At 63.5% G+C, this 20978-nt stretch carries 20 protein-coding genes and 3 pseudogenes; 5 read left to right on the top strand and 18 right to left on the bottom strand.

Going from position 1 to position 20978, the window contains the following annotated elements:
• The 4 genes and pseudogenes from HMPREF0183_RS13140 to HMPREF0183_RS11945 form a co-directional block, all read right to left on the bottom strand.
• Positions 1 to 874, bottom strand: a pseudogene (locus HMPREF0183_RS13140) (MobF family relaxase); the annotation flags it as partial.
• A 56-nt stretch (positions 875 to 930) separates the two neighbouring features.
• Positions 931 to 2046 carry an AAA family ATPase gene (locus HMPREF0183_RS13145; protein WP_245527075.1) on the bottom strand — a complete coding sequence of 372 codons (1116 nt, stop codon included), beginning with the start codon at positions 2044 to 2046 and terminating at the stop codon, positions 931 to 933.
• Positions 2020 to 3062 (bottom strand): annotated as a pseudogene (mobF, locus tag HMPREF0183_RS13150) (MobF family relaxase); the annotation flags it as partial. The gene HMPREF0183_RS13145 and the pseudogene mobF, both read right to left, overlap by 27 nt.
• A gap of 166 nt (positions 3063 to 3228) precedes the next feature.
• Positions 3229 to 3672, bottom strand: a complete 444-nt coding sequence (locus HMPREF0183_RS11945) for a MarR family winged helix-turn-helix transcriptional regulator (RefSeq protein WP_005881934.1) — start codon at positions 3670 to 3672, stop codon at positions 3229 to 3231.
• A gap of 47 nt (positions 3673 to 3719) precedes the next feature.
• Here HMPREF0183_RS11945 and HMPREF0183_RS01275 point away from each other — a divergent pair, with 47 nt between their 5' ends.
• From HMPREF0183_RS01275 to HMPREF0183_RS01295, 4 genes are all read left to right on the top strand, one after another.
• Positions 3720 to 4709, top strand: coding sequence for an epoxide hydrolase (locus HMPREF0183_RS01275; RefSeq protein WP_005881937.1), 990 nt, complete (start codon positions 3720 to 3722; stop codon positions 4707 to 4709).
• A gap of 104 nt (positions 4710 to 4813) precedes the next feature.
• Positions 4814 to 5533 carry an alpha/beta fold hydrolase gene (locus tag HMPREF0183_RS01280; protein ID WP_005881939.1) on the top strand — a complete coding sequence of 240 codons (720 nt, stop codon included), beginning with the start codon at positions 4814 to 4816 and terminating at the stop codon, positions 5531 to 5533.
• Positions 5530 to 6072 (top strand): DUF1697 domain-containing protein, encoded by a 543-nt coding sequence (locus HMPREF0183_RS01285; RefSeq protein WP_005881941.1) that lies wholly within the window; start codon positions 5530 to 5532, stop codon positions 6070 to 6072. The genes HMPREF0183_RS01280 and HMPREF0183_RS01285 overlap by 4 nt, the downstream gene beginning before the upstream one ends.
• Positions 6073 to 6332: 260 nt before the next feature.
• Positions 6333 to 7199 (top strand): hypothetical protein, encoded by an 867-nt coding sequence (locus HMPREF0183_RS01295; RefSeq protein ID WP_005881943.1) that lies wholly within the window; start codon positions 6333 to 6335, stop codon positions 7197 to 7199.
• 323 nt (positions 7200 to 7522) lie between these two features.
• On the opposite strand, the gene HMPREF0183_RS13010 is transcribed toward HMPREF0183_RS01295, so the two are convergent.
• Both HMPREF0183_RS13010 and HMPREF0183_RS01305 read right to left on the bottom strand, forming a co-directional pair.
• Positions 7523 to 7942 carry a hypothetical protein gene (locus HMPREF0183_RS13010; RefSeq protein ID WP_005881944.1) on the bottom strand — a complete coding sequence of 140 codons (420 nt, stop codon included), beginning with the start codon at positions 7940 to 7942 and terminating at the stop codon, positions 7523 to 7525.
• A gap of 8 nt (positions 7943 to 7950) precedes the next feature.
• Entirely contained in the window at positions 7951 to 9006 is a 1056-nt protein-coding gene (locus tag HMPREF0183_RS01305; RefSeq protein WP_005881946.1) for a recombinase family protein, read from the bottom strand.
• A 53-nt stretch (positions 9007 to 9059) separates the two neighbouring features.
• On the opposite strand from HMPREF0183_RS01305, the pseudogene HMPREF0183_RS01310 reads away from it, so the two are divergent.
• Positions 9060 to 10925 (top strand): annotated as a pseudogene (locus HMPREF0183_RS01310) (ATP-dependent DNA helicase); the annotation flags it as partial.
• Between the two features lie 74 nt (positions 10926 to 10999).
• Here HMPREF0183_RS01310 and HMPREF0183_RS12710 read toward each other — a convergent pair.
• The 12 genes from HMPREF0183_RS12710 to HMPREF0183_RS11960 form a co-directional block, all read right to left on the bottom strand.
• Positions 11000 to 11137: a hypothetical protein gene (locus tag HMPREF0183_RS12710; protein WP_005881951.1), complete on the bottom strand. Its 138-nt coding sequence runs from the start codon at positions 11135 to 11137 to the stop codon at positions 11000 to 11002.
• Between the two features lie 189 nt (positions 11138 to 11326).
• On the bottom strand, positions 11327 to 13330 hold the full coding sequence (locus tag HMPREF0183_RS01315; RefSeq protein ID WP_005881953.1) for an ATP-binding protein: 2004 nt from the start codon (positions 13328 to 13330) through the stop codon (positions 11327 to 11329).
• The gene (locus tag HMPREF0183_RS01320) at positions 13317 to 14630 is read right to left on the bottom strand and encodes an SIR2 family protein (RefSeq protein ID WP_005881954.1); all 1314 of its coding nucleotides are present in this window, start codon (positions 14628 to 14630) and stop codon (positions 13317 to 13319) included. The genes HMPREF0183_RS01315 and HMPREF0183_RS01320 overlap by 14 nt, the downstream gene beginning before the upstream one ends.
• A gap of 455 nt (positions 14631 to 15085) precedes the next feature.
• Positions 15086 to 15289, bottom strand: a complete 204-nt coding sequence (locus HMPREF0183_RS01325; protein WP_005881956.1) for a response regulator transcription factor — start codon at positions 15287 to 15289, stop codon at positions 15086 to 15088.
• Between the two features lie 185 nt (positions 15290 to 15474).
• Positions 15475 to 16050 (bottom strand): histidine kinase, encoded by a 576-nt coding sequence (locus HMPREF0183_RS01330; RefSeq protein WP_083801410.1) that lies wholly within the window; start codon positions 16048 to 16050, stop codon positions 15475 to 15477.
• Positions 16051 to 16083: 33 nt separating this feature from the next.
• A complete protein-coding gene (locus tag HMPREF0183_RS01335) occupies positions 16084 to 16377 on the bottom strand; it encodes a hypothetical protein (protein ID WP_005881960.1) in 294 nt (97 codons plus the stop codon).
• Between the two features lie 294 nt (positions 16378 to 16671).
• The gene (locus HMPREF0183_RS11950) at positions 16672 to 17391 is read right to left on the bottom strand and encodes an FtsX-like permease family protein (protein ID WP_169309648.1); all 720 of its coding nucleotides are present in this window, start codon (positions 17389 to 17391) and stop codon (positions 16672 to 16674) included.
• A gap of 283 nt (positions 17392 to 17674) precedes the next feature.
• Positions 17675 to 18091, bottom strand: a complete 417-nt coding sequence (locus HMPREF0183_RS11955) for an FtsX-like permease family protein (RefSeq protein WP_005881965.1) — start codon at positions 18089 to 18091, stop codon at positions 17675 to 17677.
• Between the two features lie 11 nt (positions 18092 to 18102).
• Positions 18103 to 18312, bottom strand: coding sequence for a hypothetical protein (locus tag HMPREF0183_RS13155; protein WP_005881967.1), 210 nt, complete (start codon positions 18310 to 18312; stop codon positions 18103 to 18105).
• 12 nt (positions 18313 to 18324) lie between these two features.
• Positions 18325 to 18831, bottom strand: a complete 507-nt coding sequence (locus HMPREF0183_RS01345) for an ABC transporter ATP-binding protein (RefSeq protein WP_005881969.1) — start codon at positions 18829 to 18831, stop codon at positions 18325 to 18327.
• A 215-nt stretch (positions 18832 to 19046) separates the two neighbouring features.
• Complete coding sequence (locus HMPREF0183_RS01350) at positions 19047 to 20153, bottom strand: preprotein translocase subunit SecA (RefSeq protein ID WP_005881971.1); 1107 nt, start codon at positions 20151 to 20153, stop codon at positions 19047 to 19049.
• A complete protein-coding gene (locus HMPREF0183_RS11960; RefSeq protein WP_005881973.1) occupies positions 20107 to 20472 on the bottom strand; it encodes a preprotein translocase subunit SecA in 366 nt (121 codons plus the stop codon). The genes HMPREF0183_RS01350 and HMPREF0183_RS11960 overlap by 47 nt, the downstream gene beginning before the upstream one ends.
• Positions 20473 to 20978: the final 506 nt, after the last annotated feature.

The following is a 20978-nucleotide window of genomic DNA, read 5'->3' on the forward strand; positions in this document are numbered from 1 at the left end:
CGATTTCGATCTGCTGGGCGGCGTCGATCACGCGTGGGTCGGCTTCGGCATGCTGTTCGGCCTGCCGCGCCGCCCATCCCGGCAGGGCCTCGGCGTTGCGAGGCGGCTCCAGACCCCAGACCTCACGTACTTGCACGCGGACTGTCCGGGCCTGTTCGGTCGCGGCGTGGTGCTCGGTGCGGGCCTTGTGCCTGCCGAATCGCCGGGCGGTGACAAGCCGTGTACTCGCGGCCGCCTCGGTCTCGACGGCGTCGAGGTAGGCCGCGCCATCGTGCTCGGCCTGCACGGTGAGCGGTCGAGCAACCTCGGCCCGTATCTGCTCGGCTTCTGCCTCGGCTCTGCGGAGCGCGGCGGCCTGCTCTTCGTCCTCGGCACGATGCACGGAGCGTTGGGCATCGAGCCTGGCGGCAGTCTGCTCCCACCGTTGCGCCCGCCGCTCGGCACGCTCGACCTTCTGGTCGAGCCGTGCGAGTTCATCGGTGACCAGCCTGACAGGGCCGTCTGCGACGAGGCCCTGCACGGCCTCGACGGCTTGGGCGGTGGCGTGGTCGAGGCCACGGTCAGCGGGATCGTGTTCCATTGCCTCGATGAACTGCGCCCGAGCATCCGTGAGGTTCTCCGCGACGACGTGCAGCCGGTTGGTGTCGCGGCCCCTGGTCATGCCGACGTAGACGCCCGCCGCGTTTGTCGCCTCGCTCAGTATCGTGTGCGCGGTGTTGACGGTTGCGCCCTGGACGCCGTAGGCGGTCGCGGCATAGGACAGGTGCGCGTGCTCGCTCAGATACTCGGCAGGGAGCGCAACCGTGCGGGGGCTCTTGCGTCCGCTGGCTGCTTCTCGGGCATAGACGGTGCCCTCGTCGGTGATGTGCTGCACGATCCATTGCTGCCGGTTCGCGACCCCGAGGTCGCTGTTGTTCTTGCGAGTTTGGATCAGATCGCACCGGGGTGCTCCCGGTCCCGCATGGCGAGGGTGAGGGCCGCGTACTCGGCATCAGCGAAGCGGTGCAGTTCGGTCATGTCGTAGGTGCGGCCCCTGATCTGTGCGGCCATGTCGAGAACCCCGCCCCGGCCGACCGCGGGGAGCTGGGCGCGGTCGCCGATGAGCGCGACGGTTGCACCTGCTTCTTGGGTGATGGTGAGGAGGGCGTGGGTGGTGTCTTGGTCGAGCATCCCGGCTTCGTCCACGATTACCCGCACCCTGCGATCCAGCCGCGCGTTCTCGGGCGGTCCGTTGTAGGTACTGCCGGTTGTAGGGTCGGTGTCGCCGGGTGCGAGTCGTGTCCATACGCCGTCGTCGTTCCACCGCCACCCGTGCGCATGCACGAGCGCCGCAACGCTCGTTGCGGGCACCCCGAGTTCTTCCTCGGCAACCTGCGCGGCCCGCAGCGTCGATGCGACCACTCGCGACGGCCTGCCGTGCTCGGCACCAACGGTGATGGCGGTGCGCAACATCGTCGTCTTCCCGCTGCCCGCCGCTCCTTCCACGATCACCAGCGGGTCGGTCGAGGCGACCGCGGCGGCGGCGACCGTCTGCCCGGCGTCGAGTCTGGCGGCTTGCGCTGTGCGGGTGACGTCGGGGTGTTCCGGCTCTCGTTCCGGCGTCGCGGCGGTGAGTTGGTCGCGGAGAGCGGTCTCGGCGGCGATCACGTTCAGGCTGGTCAGGTGCGCCACATGCTTCGGGGTCGGTGCTTCCGGCGGCAGCACGGAGAAACAATCCTCTGTCGCGAGGTCGGTGGCCAGGTCGATGAACTCCCGCAACCGCGCAGGGGTCGCCCGTACGTCCGCCTCGGTAATGATCCTCGCGACCTGCTCGGCCACGGTGTGAGGGGTCCAGGTGGATGCGGCAGCGGCGCAGCGATCCAGCGCACGACTGGCGACGTCCTGCACTGCCAGATCATCCACCGACACCGCGGCTTGAGCGACACGACGGGTGAGGGTATCGGGGGCGTATCCGGCATTGGTGAGTTCTTGTCGCCACCACTGCTCGTCTTTGAGGTCTGCGGGCTTCTTGCTGGGGCGCTGGAACGCCCACGCGGCATCCTGCATCCGCGCCGTGAGCGCCGGGCCGGGAGTCTCGCCGGGATGCTCCGCTTGCCACTCGGCCCCCATGCGGTCCAGGTTCCGTTTGATCTGCGCCGACCGCTTCGACATGGAGGCGTTGAACGGTTCCAGTTCGACCACCTCACCGGTCACCGGGTCAAGCGTCAACCCGTGCTCCGCGAGCGTGGCGGCGAGCTGGGGGTGCGCGGCGATCACCGCCGTGCCGAGGGCGCGGATCGCTCCCTGCTGCTTGAACAGGGCTGCTGTGGTCAGCGCGCGCCACTTCCCGCCCACACCCTCGTGCCGATCTGGAAATGGATATGCCGGTGCGGATCACCCGCCCGGCTCGTCTTGTGCGTGATCGCGACCGTCTGCATGCGCTCTATGGGCAGGACTTCCTGCGCACCACGCGGCCTCGCAAGGGTGACCGAGTGCTGACCGAGGAACCGTTGAATCTCCTGCGCTGCGTCCCGCTGCGCGGCATCCAGCGCTTCCGACACCTTCGGGTGCAGGGCGGCGGCGACCGACAGGGACTTGGGGGCGTTGATCGTCATCTCCGCGAACAACGGCGACCCCTTCCGCACCTGGCCGGGCTTGCGCGGGGTGCCCATCGACTCCCCGGTAGCGGGGTTGATCCAGTCCACCCACCCCTCGTACTCGTCAGCGGTCAGGGATCGGATGGCGGTGACCTCGCCGGTCGCGTCGATCACGGCGTACTCGGCTATGGCGTCGTCTGCGCGGAGGTAGTACTCATCGGCGCGGGAACGGTCGGCCTCGACGTACCGGCGCGCGGCCACGCCGCTGCCGCGGAATAAGAGCACGCCGCCCTTCATCCTGCCCTCCCTCATGAGTGGTCTCATGAGGGAGGTGTGCATCACGGCCCCGCTGTAAAATGCGTGCATCCTTTGGAGCAGGGAGTGGAGTATGCGAGGGGTGACAGGTCGGTAGCTCGCGGGGCGGGTCTGCGGCGGGTGTCTTTCGGCGGGGTGCGAGGCTGCCGGGTGGCGGGGTCGGGCAAGCATGTGGTCGCGATGACGAGATCACTGGGATGATAGTGGCTAAGGACGCGTGCGTTCGTCGTCTTGCAGGGGTAGCGGAGTTCAGCGGACGCCCGTACCTATCACTGTCGGTCTCAACCCTGATCGCCACCCGTCGCGCCAGGAAACTGGGCAACCGCCTGGCGGAGAGCTATTCGTTCTGCGTTTCTGGATTCTTTGTCTTGAGCGCGTCAACCAATCCTTCGAGGCCTCGACGCATTTCGTCCCAGGGCGCGGAGGGAGCAAGCTCACCGATCTCGCGAATCCAGTCGTCGTGGACTTCTGCCAGCCGGTCCAGGACGTCATCACCTGCCGGTGTCGTCAAGAGAAGCTTTGACCTCCGGTGGCGGGGGTTGTCCTGGTAGCAGGCAAACCCTTCCTCGACGAGCTGGTCTGCTACCCGCTGGACGCTCTGGCGTTGCAAGCGTAAACGACGGGCGATGTCGGTAACGGTGGCGCCCGCCCCGGCTGTCTGAAGAACCATGCGGCGTGCATGGGTCTGGCCCACCGATGCGGCCATGCGTTCGCCTTCGTCGCGGAGTAGACGATTGGCCTCCCATATGGCGTGCAGCGTTGCGTCGATGACCTGCTCCATGCTCCTCCGATTGACAGGATACTGTCATGCCACGGTAGCCTATAGACATGACAGCATACTACCAACTCCTGTCTGGCGTGCTGCCCAATCTCGACTGGGCAGCAGGTGAGTTGCGCACTCGGCTGCGTGCATCGCGGCATCCCGCCACCGCGTCCCTGGTCGACGGCGACTACGGTCTGAGCCACCTCGTTGTTGGTGAGGCAGTGACGCGATGGATTGACTGGCTCGAACCAACGGAGCGCGCCGCGGGAGCCGAGTCGCACGCGATGGTGCAAGTCGACGGTATCGACCTGCATGTCTTGCGCTTTTCGGGTGAGGGCGTTCTCCCTCTGCTGCTTGTTCATGGCTGGCCGACATCGTTTCTGATGTTCCATCGCGTCATCGGTGGGCTGCGCGCGGTGTGTTCTGAGCTGGTACTGGTCTCGATGCCAGGCTTCGGCACATCCCCGTTGCCGCGAGCGTCCTGGTCTGCATTGGACTCTTCCAAGCTGCTGCTGAAGATGATGGAAGTGCTCGAATTCGACCGCTTCGCGGTGCACGGCGAGGACTGGGGCTCCGTGGTCGCCCGCGCCATGGGCACCCTCGCCCCTGATCGAATCGCTGGCGTACATGTCAGCGCCGGACTCCACGGGTTTCTCGCGGATGGCACGGCCGAGGACCAAGCATGGCGCGACCTACAGCGCTATGCGATGAACGGTAGCGCCTACCTCCGTCTCCAGGCAGAGCGGCCGGACTCGCTCGCATTCGCTCTGGCTGACTCACCGGTGGGACTTCTCGCGTGGCAACTCGACAAGTACAGCCTGTGGCAGGCCGCGCTCGGAACCGATTTCGGCATCGGAGACGACTTCATCTTCGCCAATGCCACTCTGTACTGGCTCACCAACAGCGCGGCCACCAGTATGCGGCTGTACGCGACAAGCAGACCGGACGCAACTCCTGTGTTCTCGCCGGTGCCTACCGCCGTGAGCAAGTTCGGCGTGGCCGACTTCGCTTCGCACGCCGTCTCGGACCGGCACAACAACCTCGTCGGATGGTAAGAGCACGGCACCGGCGGGCACATGGCCGCACTCGACTCGCCGACAGAACTGGTCAACGACCTCAGCCTCTTCATGCAGCGGATAACGCAGTTAGGAGCACACTCGTGAACACCCCCGGCCCTATCGTTCTTGTCGGTGGCGGCGGACTCGGACCCTGGGCCTGGAGCCGGGTCACTCCGCTGCTCCAGCAGCGTGGCCTGACCGTTGTCACGCCGCAACTGCGTACGACCGGCAACGACGAGACGCTTCCTGCCTCTGTCACGCTCTCCGACTGGATTGATGACCTCGCCATCGAGGTGAGCCGTCTGGATGACGCCACCCTCGTGGCGCACTCCTTCGCCGGATACGTTGCGGCCGGAGCACTGAGCCGGGTCGCCCAGCATCTGCGCTCGGTGATCTTTCTCGACGCGGCGCTCCCGCAGCCCGGCGCATCCTGGTTCGATGTCATGGGCGCGCAAACCGAGGGCTTCATGCGAAGCATCGCTCGCGACGGCGCAACGCCCTGGTTCACGCGCGATCAGCTCGACCAGATGTACCCAGACAATGGGATCACCGATCGGGATCTCGCTTGGCTGGATGAGCATGTGACCCCGCAGCCGATCGGCACCTACGCCCAGCCCGCGATCGAGCAGCCCATCCCGACCCTCGCAACAGGCGTGCGCCTGCACTACGTGAAGTGCCTGCGTACGCATCCTCCCGTCGCACCGGACACGAGCAGCACCACCGGGTGGACGATGAGCACGATCGATAGTTCTCACTGGCCGATGGTCACCGCTCCCGAGGACGTGACGCGACAGATCATCGAGGTGGTAGAGAACCCATGAACTACGTCGCACTGTTCCGAAACCTCAACCTCGGGCACCCAGGAAGCCCCACCGCGACGGCGCTCGTAGACGCTTTCGGCGGCCCATCGGTCGCGAGTTGCTTCCAGACCAACGGAACAGTCGTCTTCGATGCCGACGACCCCGAACCGTTGATTGGTCAAGCCCGAAATACCCTGACCGCAAGAGGATTCCACCAGAGCTTCGCCACTCGATCCCTCACGGAGATCGCAAGTCTCCTGAATGATGCTCCGGAAGTCGATCCCGCTGAGAACGTGTACCGACTCATGGTGTCCTTCTTCGACACCATCGACAAGCCGCAGATATCAGTGCCGCTGCGCAGTCCCGACGGGCTTGTGGAAGTTCGAGGCCTTTACGACTCTCACGCATGGAGCGCCTGCTGGAAGCCGAAGAACACCGCAGGCAACGTCACAGGTTTTCTCGAGTCTCTGCTCGAAGTCCCCGTCACCACCCGCACAATGGCGACACTCGAACGCCTCGCCCGCAAATACGGGGCTGCGGGTCATGGAAACGCTGGTTGAAGTTCCGAGGGCGCGTCCCAGCGTTGCAGCGAGTTGGTCCCTCAGTTCATCGGGGAGCAACGCTGGGGTGACCTTCGGATCAGTCCCATTCGCGCGCAAGGACGCAAGACCGCTTCTGGACGAGTCGCACCCCGCCGACAAGGTCGTGGACGGCGCGGGATAGGCGGCGCACCTGCTGATGAGCGACGGGCATAGCGGCCCGCTGTTGCGCGTCCTGGTTTGGGTGCTGGTGGTGCACCTCCCTTCCGGGAGGCGTCACCGTGGACGAGCACACTGCACCTGGAGCAGGCGATCCTGCGGCCTCGGCTGGCTCGGCCAGCCACGGGTTCGAGAGCCCGGAAAGGCTGCGCGCTCTGCTGATCCGGCTGCATGAGTCCGGCCCCGGAGCATGGCGGGTTGATCGCGAAGCGGCGGAACTGATGCGCTACACGACAGCCAGGTACCGGCGATTGGCCCATAAACACGGCCTGGACCCTTGGGAGATTGCCTCGGCAGCGTTCGAGGTCATGCTCGCCGCATCGACACGGAAGGCGCGCAATCCGTGGGCGGTGGTCACTCGGGCCGTGCAGATCACCTGCGGTGTCGAGATTCGAGCGGCCGGGATGCTGGTCTCGTCCGGGAAGGTGCGCCACATGTCCCGGATCGCGGGGTTCCACGATGCGATCCGCTTTGCCGAGCGGGAGCACCTGGCCGACTACCACCCCGCCTTCTCCGTCAACTGCGTGACCGACGACGAAGACGACCCCGACGATGCCGACCGTGTCCGCGTCGCCGCCGCGTTGTCGGCGATAGTCGAGCTGTTTGTCTCAACAGGGTGGGATGCGGTGCTCGTGGCTAATTGCGTCGAGCACGTCGCCTACCGGCTCGCTGACCTGACCTCTCGTGCGAATGCGGTGGAGGTGCTGCGCCGCGACCGCGCCACCCCAGAGCGGCTGGGTATCCCGTCACGATCATGGACGGCGCTGTTGCGGATCGTGCTCGGGCATCCTGATCGGAAACATGCGGGCACCCCGACCGGCGACGGCATTCTGCTGCGCCTGCTCGGTGAGGAACCTCTCGACTCGTTGCGCTGCGACACCGGCTTGTTGGCCGCGATCTGGGCAGCCAAGCCCCGCGCCGACGCCTGAGGGTGAACCCGAGAGAAAAAGCTACATGTAGTGCCTGCTTGTGAGCGCAGATACCGCATGTCGTAGTTCGGCTGCGCACCTGTCTGTTATGAAGGCGACCACAGCAGCACTCGGCACGCCCGGAATGTCCGTACCTCCTCCGCCGCCTGAGCGGCGGGGCCAGGCGCGGAGTGGCCTGCCGCCAGGCTTCGACCCCGTGGCGTGGACACGGGAGGCATGTGAACGTTCCGGGGTGTCGGTCGGAGTGACCGATACGGTGGCGCTGGCCAAGCTCCGTGTCCTCACTTGCCCCGAGAACTGATCTCGCGGGTGCGCGGTGGGTGTCAGGCTTTGAAGGTGAGTTCCACACGTTCCGGCCGGAACCTCGCCCCGGTCTTGCCGGGTTCTGCGGGTTTGACGATGAGGGTGTCGATCAGGGCGGCGATGATCGCCCGCTTCTGCGGGATCGACCACTCCACCTCCCAAGCGTGCCGTAGTGCCTGCTCGTCGCCGATGGGGATGCCTTTCAACGCCGACGACTTCGCACTACGCCCAAGCACGAGTTCGGCATTCGTAATGGTCGCGGTGGCGGCGGTCTTCGCGGCGTGTAGCTCGGTGCGGGAAAGGAGGCCCGCGCCGTAGTCGCGGGCCATGTCCTCCATTCGCTGCCGTGCGGCGGTGATCTGCTCCATCGCCGCCGACACTCCCGCGTCCTCACCTGGTGAGGCGGTGGGCAGTGTGGTCGCGGCGAGGCGGGTGATCATGGCCTCGCTTACCAGTGTCTCGATGCCGTGTGCGGACACGACGAGTCCGCCGCGCTCCGAGCGACCGGGGAGGGGAGGCAGCGGTAGAAGCGTCGCTTCCCGATCGAGGTCTCACCCCGGTGGAGCCCGGATGAGACGAGGGTGTTGCCGCATTTGGCGTAGGTGATCAGCCCTGCCAGCAGGCTCTTGGACGAGCGGCCCACGCGCCGGTCGGGATGGTTGAACACCGCCCGGATACGCGCTGTCTCGTCCGGGGTGATGATCGCCTCCCAGTTCCCCGGCCCCAGGATCGCCCGGTCGCGCCGTTCCCACGTCGCGGTCGTCTTGGAGGCTGGTTCGTAGGCGCGTTGCCCGGAGATGCGTGCCGAGCACAGGATTGAGCCGACGGTGCTCTCGTGCCACACGTTTAACCGGCTCTTGCCCTTCGATGGCGGTGTTGGCCCGCCGTCGCGGTTGAGCCACCTGGTGATCTGCCGCACCGACTGTCCCGCGAGGAACCGGTCGGCCATCTCCCGGAACACCGCGGCCTCTTCGGGGATGAGGACGCCGCCGATGCCGTACCCGTACTTCGCACCCCCGTGCCAGTCACCGCGCTCGGCCTTCTGCTGGTTCGCCCCGCGGATGCGGTCGGCCTTGTGCCCGGACTCATAGGAAGCGATCGCGACGAGCTGCCGCGCCATGAGACGTCCTTCGTGGGTGTTCAGGTCGAACGCGCCGCCCTTGACGGTCTCGATCCTGATCGGATGGGCTTCCACGAGGTCGATGAGGTCTTCCAGCTCGCGTGGGCGACGGTAGAGGCGATCCACATGCCACGCGACGATCCGCGACGGCCCGAGCTTCACCCGTTCGAGTAGATCGAGGTATCCGGGGCGCTTCTTTCCCGAGTAGGCCGAGATGTCGTTGTCCATGAAGATCGCCGGATCGCTGATCCCGAGCCGAGAGCACAACTCTAGACAGTCCTGCCGTTGCCGCTCTACCCCGGCTTCTGCGCCGGTACGATCCTCGGAGATGCGCAGGTACACCACCACTTGCTCCACACCGCTGCTTGCTGCTGTGCCGTCCATGACGACCTCCCTCGTTGCCTGGTAGGTACGCCGGTCAAACCCGACACGTCGACAAGACGACGGCGATGAACGCCTTGCGCCGGGCATGGGAAGCAGAGCATGGTGCCGGGTCGGTGGTGGGGTTGGCCCCGTCGGCGGTGGCGGCGCAAGTGCTGGCCGATGATCTGGGGATCGCCGCGGAGAACACGGCGAGGCGTGGGCCACCCACTAACACACCGGCGCGACCTTCCAGGCCGGGCAGCTGGTCATCATTGACGAAGCCTCCCTCGCCGGCACCCTCTCGCTCGACCGGATCACGCAGGCTGCTGAGGAGGCGGGGGCGAAGGTGCTGCTGGTCGGTGACTACGCCCAGCTCCAGTCCGTCGATGCCGGCGGTGTGTTCAGCCTGTTGATCCACGGCCGTGACGATGCTCCCGAGCTGGTCGATGTTCACCGCTTCACCCACGCCTGGGAGAAGACCGCGTCCCTGGAGCTGCGGCACGGTCGCACCCTAGTCATCGACACCTACCTGGCACATGACCGCATCTACGATGGCGACGCCGAGGCCATGACCGATGCCGCCTACACCGCATGGCGCCGTGACCGCCAGGCGGGTTTGGCGACGGTGCTGATCGCCGAAACTCGCGAGAACGTCACCGCCCTCAACGTCCGCACCCGCGCCGACCTCATCCTCGACGGCACGCTGAAGCCTGGCCCCGAAATCACCCTGTCCGACGGTTCGGCCACGGGCGTGGGTGACACGATCATCACCCGCCGTAACGACCGGCGGCTGCGGAACCGGCACGGCTGGGTCTGCAACGGCCAAACCTGGACCATCAGCCAGGTTCGCGACGATGGTTTGGTCACGATCCGCCCACCCGGGGCCCGGTTCGGCAACAGCATCGTCCTGTTCGCAGATTACGTGGCCGACCACGTCGGCCTCGGCTACGCCGTCACCGCCCACCGTGCCCAAGGCATCACCACCGACACCGCCCACGTCCTGGTGGAACCCACCACGACGCGGGAGAACCTGTATGTGGCCATGACGCGCGGGCAGGAGTCGAACCGGGCCTACGTCATCCTCAACCGGCCCGACGACCACGCCACGGCGCATCCGAGCGACAACCCCGACGCCATCGCCCGCACAGTCCTCTACGGCGTGCTCCAACACAGCGGTGCTGAGCTGTCGGCGCATGCGACCATCACCGCCGAACAGGACCGGTGGGGCTCGATCGCCCAACTCGCCGCCGAATACGAATCCATCGCCGCCGCAGCCCAACACGACCGCTGGACCACCCTGGTCCGCGGCTCCGGGCTCACCATCGACCAGGCGCAAGCCGTCATCGACTCCGACGCCTTCGGCGCCCTGACTGCGGAACTGCGCCGAGTCGAAGCCAACCACCACAACGTCGACACCCTCCTGCCACGCCTCATCAAGGCTCGTGGGTTCGCTGACGCCGACGACATCACCTCCGTCATCCACTACCGCCTCGCCCAAGCTACCGCCCGACCCCGCCGGATCGGGACGCGCTCGCCAGGCACCGCGTCGCATTGCCGGGCTGATTCCCGAAGTCGTCGGCCTCATGACCCCCGACATGCAGCAAGCCCTGACCGGGCGCCGCCACCTCATCGAAACCCGAGCAGAAGCAGTCCTCGACATCGCCCTCCACACGCAAGAACCATGGGCTATGGCACTCGGTCCGATGCCCGCCGGCGGTTGGGAGCGGCATCGGTGGCGACGCCGCGCTCTGGTTGTGGACGCTTACCGTGACCGGTACCAGATCATCGACCCGGACCCGCTCGGCGCCCAGCCCGAAGGCACGGCGCAGAAAATCGACCGCGCCCGGGCCGAAACAGCACTACGAACGTTGACCCGCTCGACCATCCACGACGAGCGCCGGCGCGCCGCTGCCCAGGTATCGCGGCACCTTGACCTGTAATCACGGGGAATATGAAATGGGGCCCCTGAGCGTGCAAAAGGGGTGGTGCGAGCCCCCGGAATCTGCCGACCGGGCTACGGAGGCCACCCGGGCGGCCCGGTCGCCGATGCCTCGCGTCGTGTGAAGTCGGCCGACAGCCCTGGACGATGGGTGGCGAGGTCGGCGGTGAATTCTTCGACGTCTGTAGCGGAGGCAGCGAGCTGTGCTGTCATGCCGGTCCTGTCGGGAAGCGCCACGCCGTCGCTTCGACCACGGTGCACCGATCGACCGGCGGCCGGTCACGCGTCAATGTCCGTAGAAACACGTCCCGGATCAGTTCCTATACCTCATCGGTGATGATAGTTCACGAAACCTCGCAAGGATCGCCCAAACGCCGTAGAACCGCGTTCGGAAACATCCTTTCATAAGGGAATGTCCGTGACCTTTTCCGGCGACTGATACCAGTAGAGACTAACATCAGAGTCGTCACTCTGTGGGAGAGGTGCGGCGGTGCGTACTTTAAAAGTTGTCGGGATGCTCACCGAAGTACCGAAAACCAGTGCGAACTGCTTGGGTAGCGAGGCCAGTCGGTTAAGCACTGACTCGGAGATGAACGGTGTCATGCGGCGGATATGCTGAAGATCTTCCGGGTTCTGGATGCGGTGAACTACGTAGTTCGAGCACTGCGACAGTACTGTTCCTGAAAGTTCACTGGGCCTCTGTGAGGAGAGCATAAGAAACAGTCCGTACTTTCTGCCCTCCTTTGCTACGCGTTCGAAGATGCGAGTTGCGTCGAGTGTGCTCGCGGGAACGCTTTGACGCGGCACATAGCGATGCGCTTCCTCAAGTATCAGATTTACCGGGAAAGAATTTCGGACGTCGCTTTGTCGAAGACGGTCGAAAAGTAGGCGTGTTATGACTGAAGACACAACCTCTACAACTTCGTCGCCGACGGCACTCAAGTCCAAAACATAGACCTGGGACTGCTTTGCCGGGCAACTCGAATCGCGGTCGATGCCGAGAATGGCGTCAGTGAATGATTCGGAGGTGATTGAATTGGCGCGGGAGGCGTAAGGGTCGCTACGCAAGAAAGAAAACTCGTCTCGCATTCCGAGTGATTTGACGCGCGTCAGCAACGTCGAACAATTGTCTCGAACTCGGCGATTGCCATGACTTTCCTCGTAAAGAATCGCAATCTCTAGTGCGGTTGTGAGATCCGAGAACCGGAATGGGTGATTTTCGTATGAAGGAATCTCTGCATTCGGAATCAACAACCCTTTCAGTTCCGCCTCAACCTGCTTAAGTCCTCGCTGGTCAAAGCTCCCGTAACTTACGGTCAACCTTGAAGTGATCTCATGGGCCGGAACTGCGCTCAACTCGTACACATTAAGGAGGCCGCCGATGCGTGAATTTGCGGCTGTCGCATTCTCGCTGTCCATGAGCAGGAACAGTAAGCATGAAGCAAGGATATGGTCACGTAGTGCGGCGAGTTGATCTGCAGATTCGGAAGCAAACAGGGACGTGAGCCCCAGTGCGGTGCGAAGTATGGGCCGTTGAACTCGATCGCTTGCTTGGAGCAGGAGCTCCCATTCTTCGAGACTTAGCAGCCAGTGCGGTAGAACGAAGCTGTCGAGCTGCTCCCGATCGTCATAGGGGGTAGCTGGGAAAAGCGCGGGGGCGTGGGCATGTTCGATTCGTGCGTATGTACGTTGAATTGGCGCAGGAATTTTGGACACTGCGCGCCGATATTCCCCGTTGGTGTCGAAAAGCACGAACGTGCTCCCACCTGCTGGGGCCAAACTAGTCTTCCCAAGTGCCTCCTGCAGTAAGCTCGATATTGTGCATGATTTCCCACTTCCGGTGTTGCCGAGAATCGCTGAATGCGCCCCGAAGAATTCGTTGATTCGTACTTTCACGTCGTAGTCGTTGAAGACCGCAGATGTGCCGACGGTGAGTGTGTTCAGCTTAGTTGCTGGCGGTGTTGTGTTTGCAATCTCAACCTCCTGGTTTACGACATTCAGAATCCGGTCAAGATCCCGATTTTCGACGTGTAGAACGTCTGCGTACAGGGGTGGAAACACAGATACCCCGAACGAGAAGCCGTGCGTTTCATCGAAGGGCAGGGTGCCCAGGGGTGCAAGCGTCAGTTGTCGCGAGGATGCGTGCATCACATCGTCGAGGGACTTTGAAGCGCTGGAGATGGCTGATGGGTCAGGTCGCTCTTGAAGCCCTGTAACCTCAGCGACGACATAGGAGTTGGTCAGGGGGATGAGGACAAGCGACCCTATCCTCGCGACATAGTGTTGACCATCAAAGCCGACAAGTGTGTAGCCGTCAGCGCTCTCAGCCATCTCTACGCGAAATCGTTCAGCGCTGACATCGATGATTGTCCCGAGCCGTCGGCGCTGGGCATCACTGGTCGCCATCGTTGTCGTCCTTCTTGATGTTTGCGAACATTCCCATCACGTTCTCGATGGCTTTCTCTGCGGGGTCTACATCTCCCACTGGCATGATGTCTTCAACGAACTCCTTGAAGTAGTGAGCCTTCCAGGTGGCGTTTGTTTTCTCGGTTCCAACGATCCATACGCGAGGATCGTTAAGTTCTTGAAGCGTTTTGACGTGCTTGTTAGAGATTCTTGCGTCAAATTCGGGCTTGGCGAAAACCAGGAGGCGAAAAGTCGGGATTGTAAGTGCCTGGTAGATGATGTTGTTGACATGCTCGTCACCGAAGCCGTAGCCGACGGTTACCAGAGCGCTTTGCTCCTGAACTACCTTGGTCTGAAACTCGCGAAAAATGTCTGAGTATGGTGCCGCGAAACTGGCATTCTGCTTTGCGGGTGTTGGATATATCAACATTGCCTTGCCGTCGCTGCTCTCGCTGATTGGGCGCTCTTCGACCGGGAAGAGTCCGTCATCCACCGCGTGCCAGTTGAGCGAGCCATGAAGTTTCAGAAAGTAGACCAGATTGTCCAGCGAGGTCCATCTTTGTGATGTCAAGTCGAGTCGTTGTGCGATGGTGTAGCGGAATGACGCCGGATTGAATCGCTTCTCGATCGAGCCTAGAAATCCGTTGATGTATGGAACCCCGATGCGGTCCATAGCAATCTCATTGAACAGGTCATAGTTGGTAGTGGCAACTGTTGGTCGAGGTAGTGATCGTGATCGCTGCGATAGCTTCCGGTAGAACGTTTGGTAGAGTTTTAGTACGCTGGTCGCGGAATATTTATGTTGCCCCTCATTACAGGTATCAAAGACGTATTTCTTGATCGAATCAATTGCGGAATCGACGGCCTTCTTTGCCTCGGCTAGCGAAGGATTTTCCGTTTGATTGAGGGCAAATTGAAATCCGAAAAGAACTTCCATTAGTCGCTCGAGGTTCCATGCATACGCCTCGCTGGCAAGGTCAATCCCCAAGTCTGCTGTGAGAGAGTCTTTGATTTCGTCCGTCAGTCCATATCGGGCGGCAGTGCCTGTGTTTTCCTCGGCAAGTAGGCCCTGGGCCATCGGCCCCATCGTTGGTATGCCTTGCTCTTCCTTGCTTTCGGAGAGTTGGGACGAACAGCCCGCTCCAAAGAGAAACGTTAAGTTCTTTGAAGAAAGCACTTCGTTGAAATCGCTCTTGGCGATGTCTAGTGGATAGCGGCCTGAAGCGTCAGGTGTGCCACCGCGATAGTGTTTCCCTCCCTTGAGGAAGGTAAGATCGTGGTCCGGTGCTTCGTCTGTCAACTTGTACCTCCGGCTGCGGCGCCGACATTGGGTCGTAGGGGGGACGGCTGCGAGCCGATGGTCTTCATCTAGTCTACTTGGCCAGTGATGCAGTAGGACAGCTTTCCGCGTCTAGCATCGTACGGTTGATCCTCACGGGGCGGAGCTGAAGTCCGGTGTTTTGCGGTTCGCTTCTGAGTGGTCTCCGCGAGTAGTTTCATTGCCAGGTGTTGGAGGCGGCGACCGTGCCGAAGGCGCAGACTGTGGAGGGTGCGGCAGCGGTGGCACCTGCACTGGCCCGTAGACTTGGCTGCGCTAACGTTGCGGCTTAAGACCGCGTCGAGTGGATCAGAACCCCGCTAGAATAGACGCATCCGTAGGGGTGTGCTTTCCATCTCGCGACGAGGGGCGCGAGATGGAAAGCACACCCCTGTTGTTTCTCTCCAAGGGTGGGTGTGCGGGCGAGAACCCGGGTGTCATAGCCCTGCTTTGTGCCAGTGCACGGCGATCTGGACGCGGTCGCGGAGGTTGAGCTTGGTGAGGATGCGCCTGACGTTGCGGCGTACGGATGCCGGTTCGATGACGAGTCGTTCGGCGATTTCGGCGTTGGAGTCGCCGTCGGCGATGAGGCGGGCGATGTCGCGTTCGCGGGGTGTGAGCAGGTCGAGCAGTGCTCGCATCTTGGTCTGCTGGTGGTGGGGGAGGGCGCGGGGGATGCGTGGGGTGAGGATGGCGCCGCCGCGGGCAACGGCTTGGACCGCGGCTGGCTACGGCGACGACGGTGAGGTTCGGGCTTCGTCGGAGCATGAGGGCGAATCCTCGACGTGCCATGGGCTGGTCGTCGACCAGCATGATGCGCAGCCGGTCAGGCATGGTGGTTCTCTTCGTTCGGTGCGGGTGGCAGTTTGGCATCCACGATCCACTCGTCGGGCTCGCCGGAGCCAGCGTTGAAGGTGCCACCCTGGCTGGTGACTCGATGGGAGAGGCGTTGCAGCCCGTTGCCCGGCTCGCACTCGTCGGCTTTGCGCGAGTGCCCGTGGCTGCGGATGGTGATCCGCGTGCCTTTGGTCGTGTGGTGGTCGATGGCGATGGATGCTCGTTCGAGGGGCTCAGTGCGGCGCACCGCGTTGGTGAGGGCTTCGCGGACGATGCTGAAAGCGAGATCGGCGACGGGCGTTCCGTCGGGGCGTCGGCTGATCTCGGTCACCACCACCGGGTCCTCGAGGCGTCCTAGCAGGGAGACGGCGCGCCTGATCTCGTCGAGCCCTTCTCGTGCCAGGGGCTCGATGTCTTCCAATGATTCGTCGAGTTCTGGATTCTCTGGGGTGCCCGCGAGGCCTTGGGAGAGCGCGATGATGGCGGTCAGGTTGTGCCCGACGCTGTCGTGAATCTCGGTGGTGACGCGCGTGCGCGCTATGGCCTGATCCCGTTCGGCAGCGATAGCACGGGCGCGCTCGGCATCATGGTGGGATTGCTAGGTGGCTGTTTGCCAGCCGCGCACGCTGCGAACCCCGCCCCCGACCAAGATGCTGACCGCTGCCACGCTGAGCTGACCGGTGAACTCGTCAACGACCGTCGTCGAGGTCGCCAGCCATGAACTGGCCAGCATGCCGGCGCCCGTCGGTGTGACCGAGCCGACCACGGATGCTAGCCCGGTGTCGGCGACGACGCGGAACAGCGCGAACAGCAGCGGGAAGGCGACGTAGTCGTGCATGCCGATCGCGGACGCCGCCAGATACGCGGCCTCGATGACCGCGAGCGCCAGCACCGGCCGTCGGGGCTCCACAGCAACATCATTCCCGCGAGGACCACAGCGATCGTGGTACCTACGGCTCCTGGAGTCGACTGGACGAGCTCGAAGGCGATTCCGTCACGCGCGCTCCCGGCGAACAGGAGGCGCGCGACCATCAGTGCCTGGAACGCGACGCAGGCGAGCACGATCACCAGCCACGCCGTACCGGCTTCCCGACACTCGCCGTAGGTCTGATCGAACCAGTCCCGAACAGCCTGCACCGCCGCTCCTCCCAGACCTCGACTGCTGATGATTGCTCTTGCCAGTGTTTCAGGCGTGCCGCAGCCCCACAGCGGCTTCCCGGCGCAGCCACGGCATCGCCTGGCTGAACTGGACGGCCCACAGCACAAACCAGCACAGCAGGAAGCCCGCGGCCAACCCCAGCCATGATAGGCTCAGCGCCATGGATCCCACCAGCGCCAGTGAGTAGCTGACCACCAGCCACGCGACCAGAGCCACCGGAAGCAGCCCCATCCCGGCTGCACTCAGAGCCAGACAGACCGACTGCCACGCGACCAAGCGTGAGACCTGCATAGGGCTCATCCCCGACGAGCGCAGCGTCGTGTGCTCGCGCACCTGGTCGCGACCGCTGACCGCGATGACCGCCATGCTCGTCGCGATCGCCATCACGCAGAACAGCCCCGAGAGAAGAGCTACGTCGGTCAGATTTGGATCCTCCAGCGGGAAACCCGCCCGTGTCATCACGTCCAGGTAGGAGCCGGTCGCGGTGAAGATGACGCCGCCCAGCCCGATCGCCACCGCCAACGGTGCGATCGTGTTCGCGTTCATCGCCGCCTGCGCCCGGGCCGAGCGCGCCGTCACCTGTCCCACGGGGACACGGAAGAGAGGCAGGACCTGGTGCGCGACGCTCAGGGCGACATGCACCAGAGCGGGTCCGGTCACGTACACCGCAGCGGCGCTCAACCCGCCGACCCACGTCGCCGCATTCACCATCGGCGTGGTCGACCGCCCGACCTGCGCAGGATCCAACGTCCGGGGTGTCGCGGCCGCCATCGCCACAGCACGGGCCAACAGCAGGCCTCCAACGAGCCACCGCCCCCACGCACGCCGGCTCCGAACAGCCGCGGGCCCACGTATCGGCTTCAACGGGCTCCACCAGAGCCGCACGATGCGCAGGCCAGGCAGCGCCCAGCAGTCACGTCACCACCGAGAGGACAAGCGCTGTGCCGCCCGCCACAGCGCTCGGCGTGAAAAGCGGAGGAACGAAGTCACCGGTGCCGCCCGGAAAACTCGCACCGGCCATCTCGTTGAATCACGGCACCACGAGCGAACTTAGCACCGAGCCGAGCACCACCCCCGGTACAGCCCCGACGAAGCTGGCCAGCCCGACCAGCGCCCACAGGCAGGCGCGGACCTGCCGGGGCGAGGCTCCCATTAGCCGCCACTGGGCGAACGTGATGCGAGTGCGCTCCACCGTCGCAGAACCCACCACCGTCAGAGAGCACACCGCGAGCAGCGCGATCACCGTGTAGATCGTCATCGAGACCATCGCGAACTCGCCGCCGTCGAGACCTGATCGCCGGGCCGCGTCCAAGAACTCAGTGGAACTGGTCCAGAGGAACTGATTCGTGCACGCCGTGACCAGGACCATCACCGCGGCGACCACACCCATACTTGGCGCCCACCCGAACCAGTCGCTGCGGAGGGTCCTCACCACATGACGCAGCATCACCGCACCTCCTATCGGCGCACCGGTTGACGCATCCCGGCCAGCACCTTACCAGCGTCAAGCCCGGAGCCCACCACGGTGATCGACCCGTCGCGCATGAACACCACACGATCAGCACGGACAGCGGCATCCGCGTCATGCGTCACCATCACCACCGTGATCCCTGCATCCGCGAGCTCCCGCAGAACCTCCAGAACCAGGCGTGAATTGGCGCTGTCCAACGCGCCCGTTGGCTAGTCGGCGAATACGACAGCGGGTCTGAGCAGCAGCACACGGCACAGCGCCACCCGTTGTTGCTCGCCGCCCGACAGCGCCCCCGCGGCCGTCCCTGCCTTCGCCGCCAAGCCGAAGCGTTCCAGCAGCCGAGTGAGGACCTGACGGTCAACCTGCCGGCCGGCCAGAGGCAGCGGTAGGGCCACATTATCCTCGACGCTGAGATAGCTCACCAGGTTGTACTGCTGGAACACGAACCCGACCCGCGACCGCAGTAACGTCGCCCGGGCCTGCCGAGACATCGCATAGACGTCATGCCCCTCAACCAGCACCTGACCCGCGGTAGGAGCATCCAACCCGCTCAGGCAATACATCAGTGACGTCTTGCCTGCGCCGCTGGCACCCACGATCGCCGTCAACGACCTTGGAGAGAACGTCACCGAACACTTCCGCAAAACCCAGTCGCCGCTGGCGATCTGCCGCCCCACAGCAACGACACTCACCGCGCTAACGTTGTTCGCCTGCACTATCTATTCCTTCCAGTACCAGCCCTCCACTCGAAGGCTTACGACGAGCAAAGCCCAGCGCTGGCGTTCGCGTCACGGCGATGGCAAGAACTGTCACCACCAGTGGACAAGGCCAAGTCGATGCCGGTCCAACAAGGTAGGATGTGGGTATCCTCCGGGGTGTGCTTTCCATCTGGCGACGAGGGTCGCGAGATGGAAAGCACACCCGTTTCTGGTCAGTGATAGGTGATGTTCGGTTGCCTGTTGCCTCGAATGGTCTTGCCGATGAAGGCAACGAGACGGTCGGCTTCGGAGCCGAAGGGATTGTCGGTGACAATATAGGTCCACGTGGAGGATGGACGACGCAGCCCGAGAGCGACGAGATCAGTGGCATCGTCAGGGGCTTGCGCGAGGGTGTCCCGGACCGAGGACAGTGCGTGGCTGGCGAGGTTCTCGAAGTCTCCGATGGCGATGCGATTGAACTCATCGAGCGGGTTCTGCCGACCAAGGGCGCGCAAGTGGATGCCTTCACGCGTCTCCGCGAGCAGGTTGAGGTGGTCGGCCCACGCTCGATCGAGGAAGAACAAGGCTACGTCGGTCGCCATCTCGCGCCGTTCGCTGCCAGCCCAGAGCTGCACGTGCTCAGGGTGATCGGGCCAGACCAAGGTGAGGTACTGATCGATCGCGGTGGGGTCCGTCAGGATCCGCTCACGCGTCGGCAGGAGAACGGCCCGATGGTGATCGGTGATCGTCTGGTACTTGCGCGTGGTGCGACGCAGCTCAAGGAGTTTGCCGGCTGCCACACGCTGGGCATGTTCATAGAGTCGGTGGAACTCCGGGTCCTCGACGAGACCGTCATCGGCGACTACATGGGGGAGTCTGTTGGGGCTGAGCTGTTCGGTGACGACCGGGTCTTCAAAGCTGGTGAAGAACACGCTGGCCCCGGGATCTCCTTGACGTCCGGCTCTGCCGCGCAGCAGTCGGTCGAGCCGAGCAGAGTTGTAGCGTCCGATTACGATCACGAGGAGCCCGCCGAGTTCAGTCACGCCGTCACCGAGTTGGATATCGACCCCGCGTCCGGCCATCTGGGTGGACACGGTCACGGCACCGTGTTGACCAGCTTGGGCGATGATGCCGGCTACTTCGGCGTCGTTCTTGGCGTTGAGGACGGTAGCGGTGACGCCTTGAGCGGCCAGAAGCTGGGCGAACTGTTCGGACTGCTCGACGCTCCTGGTGCCGACAATCACCGGTCGTCCTGAGCTGTGGGCGGCGTACACCGTCGCGGCGGCTGCGTCGTCACGCTGCGCTACGGCGAGGAACAGCTGGTCTGGCTGCGAGCACACAGGGGCGATTCGTTGGAACGACCCTGGTCTTGAGCTCCAGATCTTCTGCAAGACGTTCAGCTGCCTCGACTGCCGTGCCGCTCATGCCTGTGATCAGGCTGTACTCACGGGCGACTGTCTCAACCAGGATCTGGTCGAGAATTTCGGCCTGCATCGAAACCTGCAGCCCTTCCTTGTGCTCAACGGCGGACTGCAGCCCGTCTGGCCAACGTTGCCGCTCAGCCACGCGTCCGCGAGCATCGTTGACCAGGCGCACCTCGCCGTCAGCCACGATGTAGTGCTTGTCGCGTGTGATCAGCGCATGCGCGTGCAGGGCCACGTTTGCCGTCGTTCATGCACTGATGATTGTGTGTTACACAGTGTCAACTATGTGCCGACTCATATTTTGGGTGGTGTCATGGGTGTCAAGTATGTGCCGACTCATGTGTCAACGATCATCGGGCTGTTCCAAACGCACATGGTGTCAACTATGTCCTGACGCAGGACACCCTTACCTCCACAGTGTGAAGTCTCGGGACATCGTTCACCCGATGTCCTGCGATTTTTTGTGTTTTGGGGTGTTGGTGTGTCTGGTCATCGTTCCCCCTTTTTTGGTCCGCAACCCAGTTACCCATCACAGGTGAGCTGCTTCTCGTTTGTTGTGGTGGGTAACTGGCCGATTTTGGGCCTAAAACGTGAACAAAACGAACAAAAGTGATGTTTACTCAACACATTGGATGTGGACTGCTCCCCATTAGTTGGACTGATGTGAATCAGTTGTTTACTAGTGAGGAGTATTTCTTTGCGTGCAGATAGTACGTTGACTGCGAGTCAGCGGGAAGAGCT

It is taken from the genome of Brevibacterium mcbrellneri ATCC 49030 (genome assembly GCF_000178455.1).
Lineage (GTDB): Bacteria > Actinomycetota > Actinomycetes > Actinomycetales > Brevibacteriaceae > Brevibacterium > Brevibacterium mcbrellneri.

Bases quoted from the DNA above. Each gene is read 5' to 3' on its own strand.
- HMPREF0183_RS01275 (WP_005881937.1), top strand. From the start codon at position 3,720: ATGACAGCATACTACCAACTCCTGTCTGGCGTGCTGCCCAATCTCGAC.
- HMPREF0183_RS12710 (WP_005881951.1), bottom strand. From the start codon at position 11,137: ATGACAGCACAGCTCGCTGCCTCCGCTACAGACGTCGAAGAATTCACC.
- HMPREF0183_RS13145 (WP_245527075.1), bottom strand. From the start codon at position 2,046: ATGCAGGATGCCGCGTGGGCGTTCCAGCGCCCCAGCAAGAAGCCCGCA.
- HMPREF0183_RS01305 (WP_005881946.1), bottom strand. From the start codon at position 9,006: ATGGACGGCACAGCAGCAAGCAGCGGTGTGGAGCAAGTGGTGGTGTAC.
- HMPREF0183_RS13010 (WP_005881944.1), bottom strand. From the start codon at position 7,942: ATGATCACCCGCCTCGCCGCGACCACACTGCCCACCGCCTCACCAGGT.
- HMPREF0183_RS01325 (WP_005881956.1), bottom strand. From the start codon at position 15,289: ATGCGAGCACTGCTCGACCTGCTCACACCCCGCGAACGCGACATCGCC.
- HMPREF0183_RS01315 (WP_005881953.1), bottom strand. From the start codon at position 13,330: ATGGCGACCAGTGATGCCCAGCGCCGACGGCTCGGGACAATCATCGAT.
- HMPREF0183_RS01285 (WP_005881941.1), top strand. From the start codon at position 5,530: ATGAACTACGTCGCACTGTTCCGAAACCTCAACCTCGGGCACCCAGGA.
- HMPREF0183_RS11955 (WP_005881965.1), bottom strand. From the start codon at position 18,091: ATGCTGCGTCATGTGGTGAGGACCCTCCGCAGCGACTGGTTCGGGTGG.
- HMPREF0183_RS11945 (WP_005881934.1), bottom strand. From the start codon at position 3,672: ATGGAGCAGGTCATCGACGCAACGCTGCACGCCATATGGGAGGCCAAT.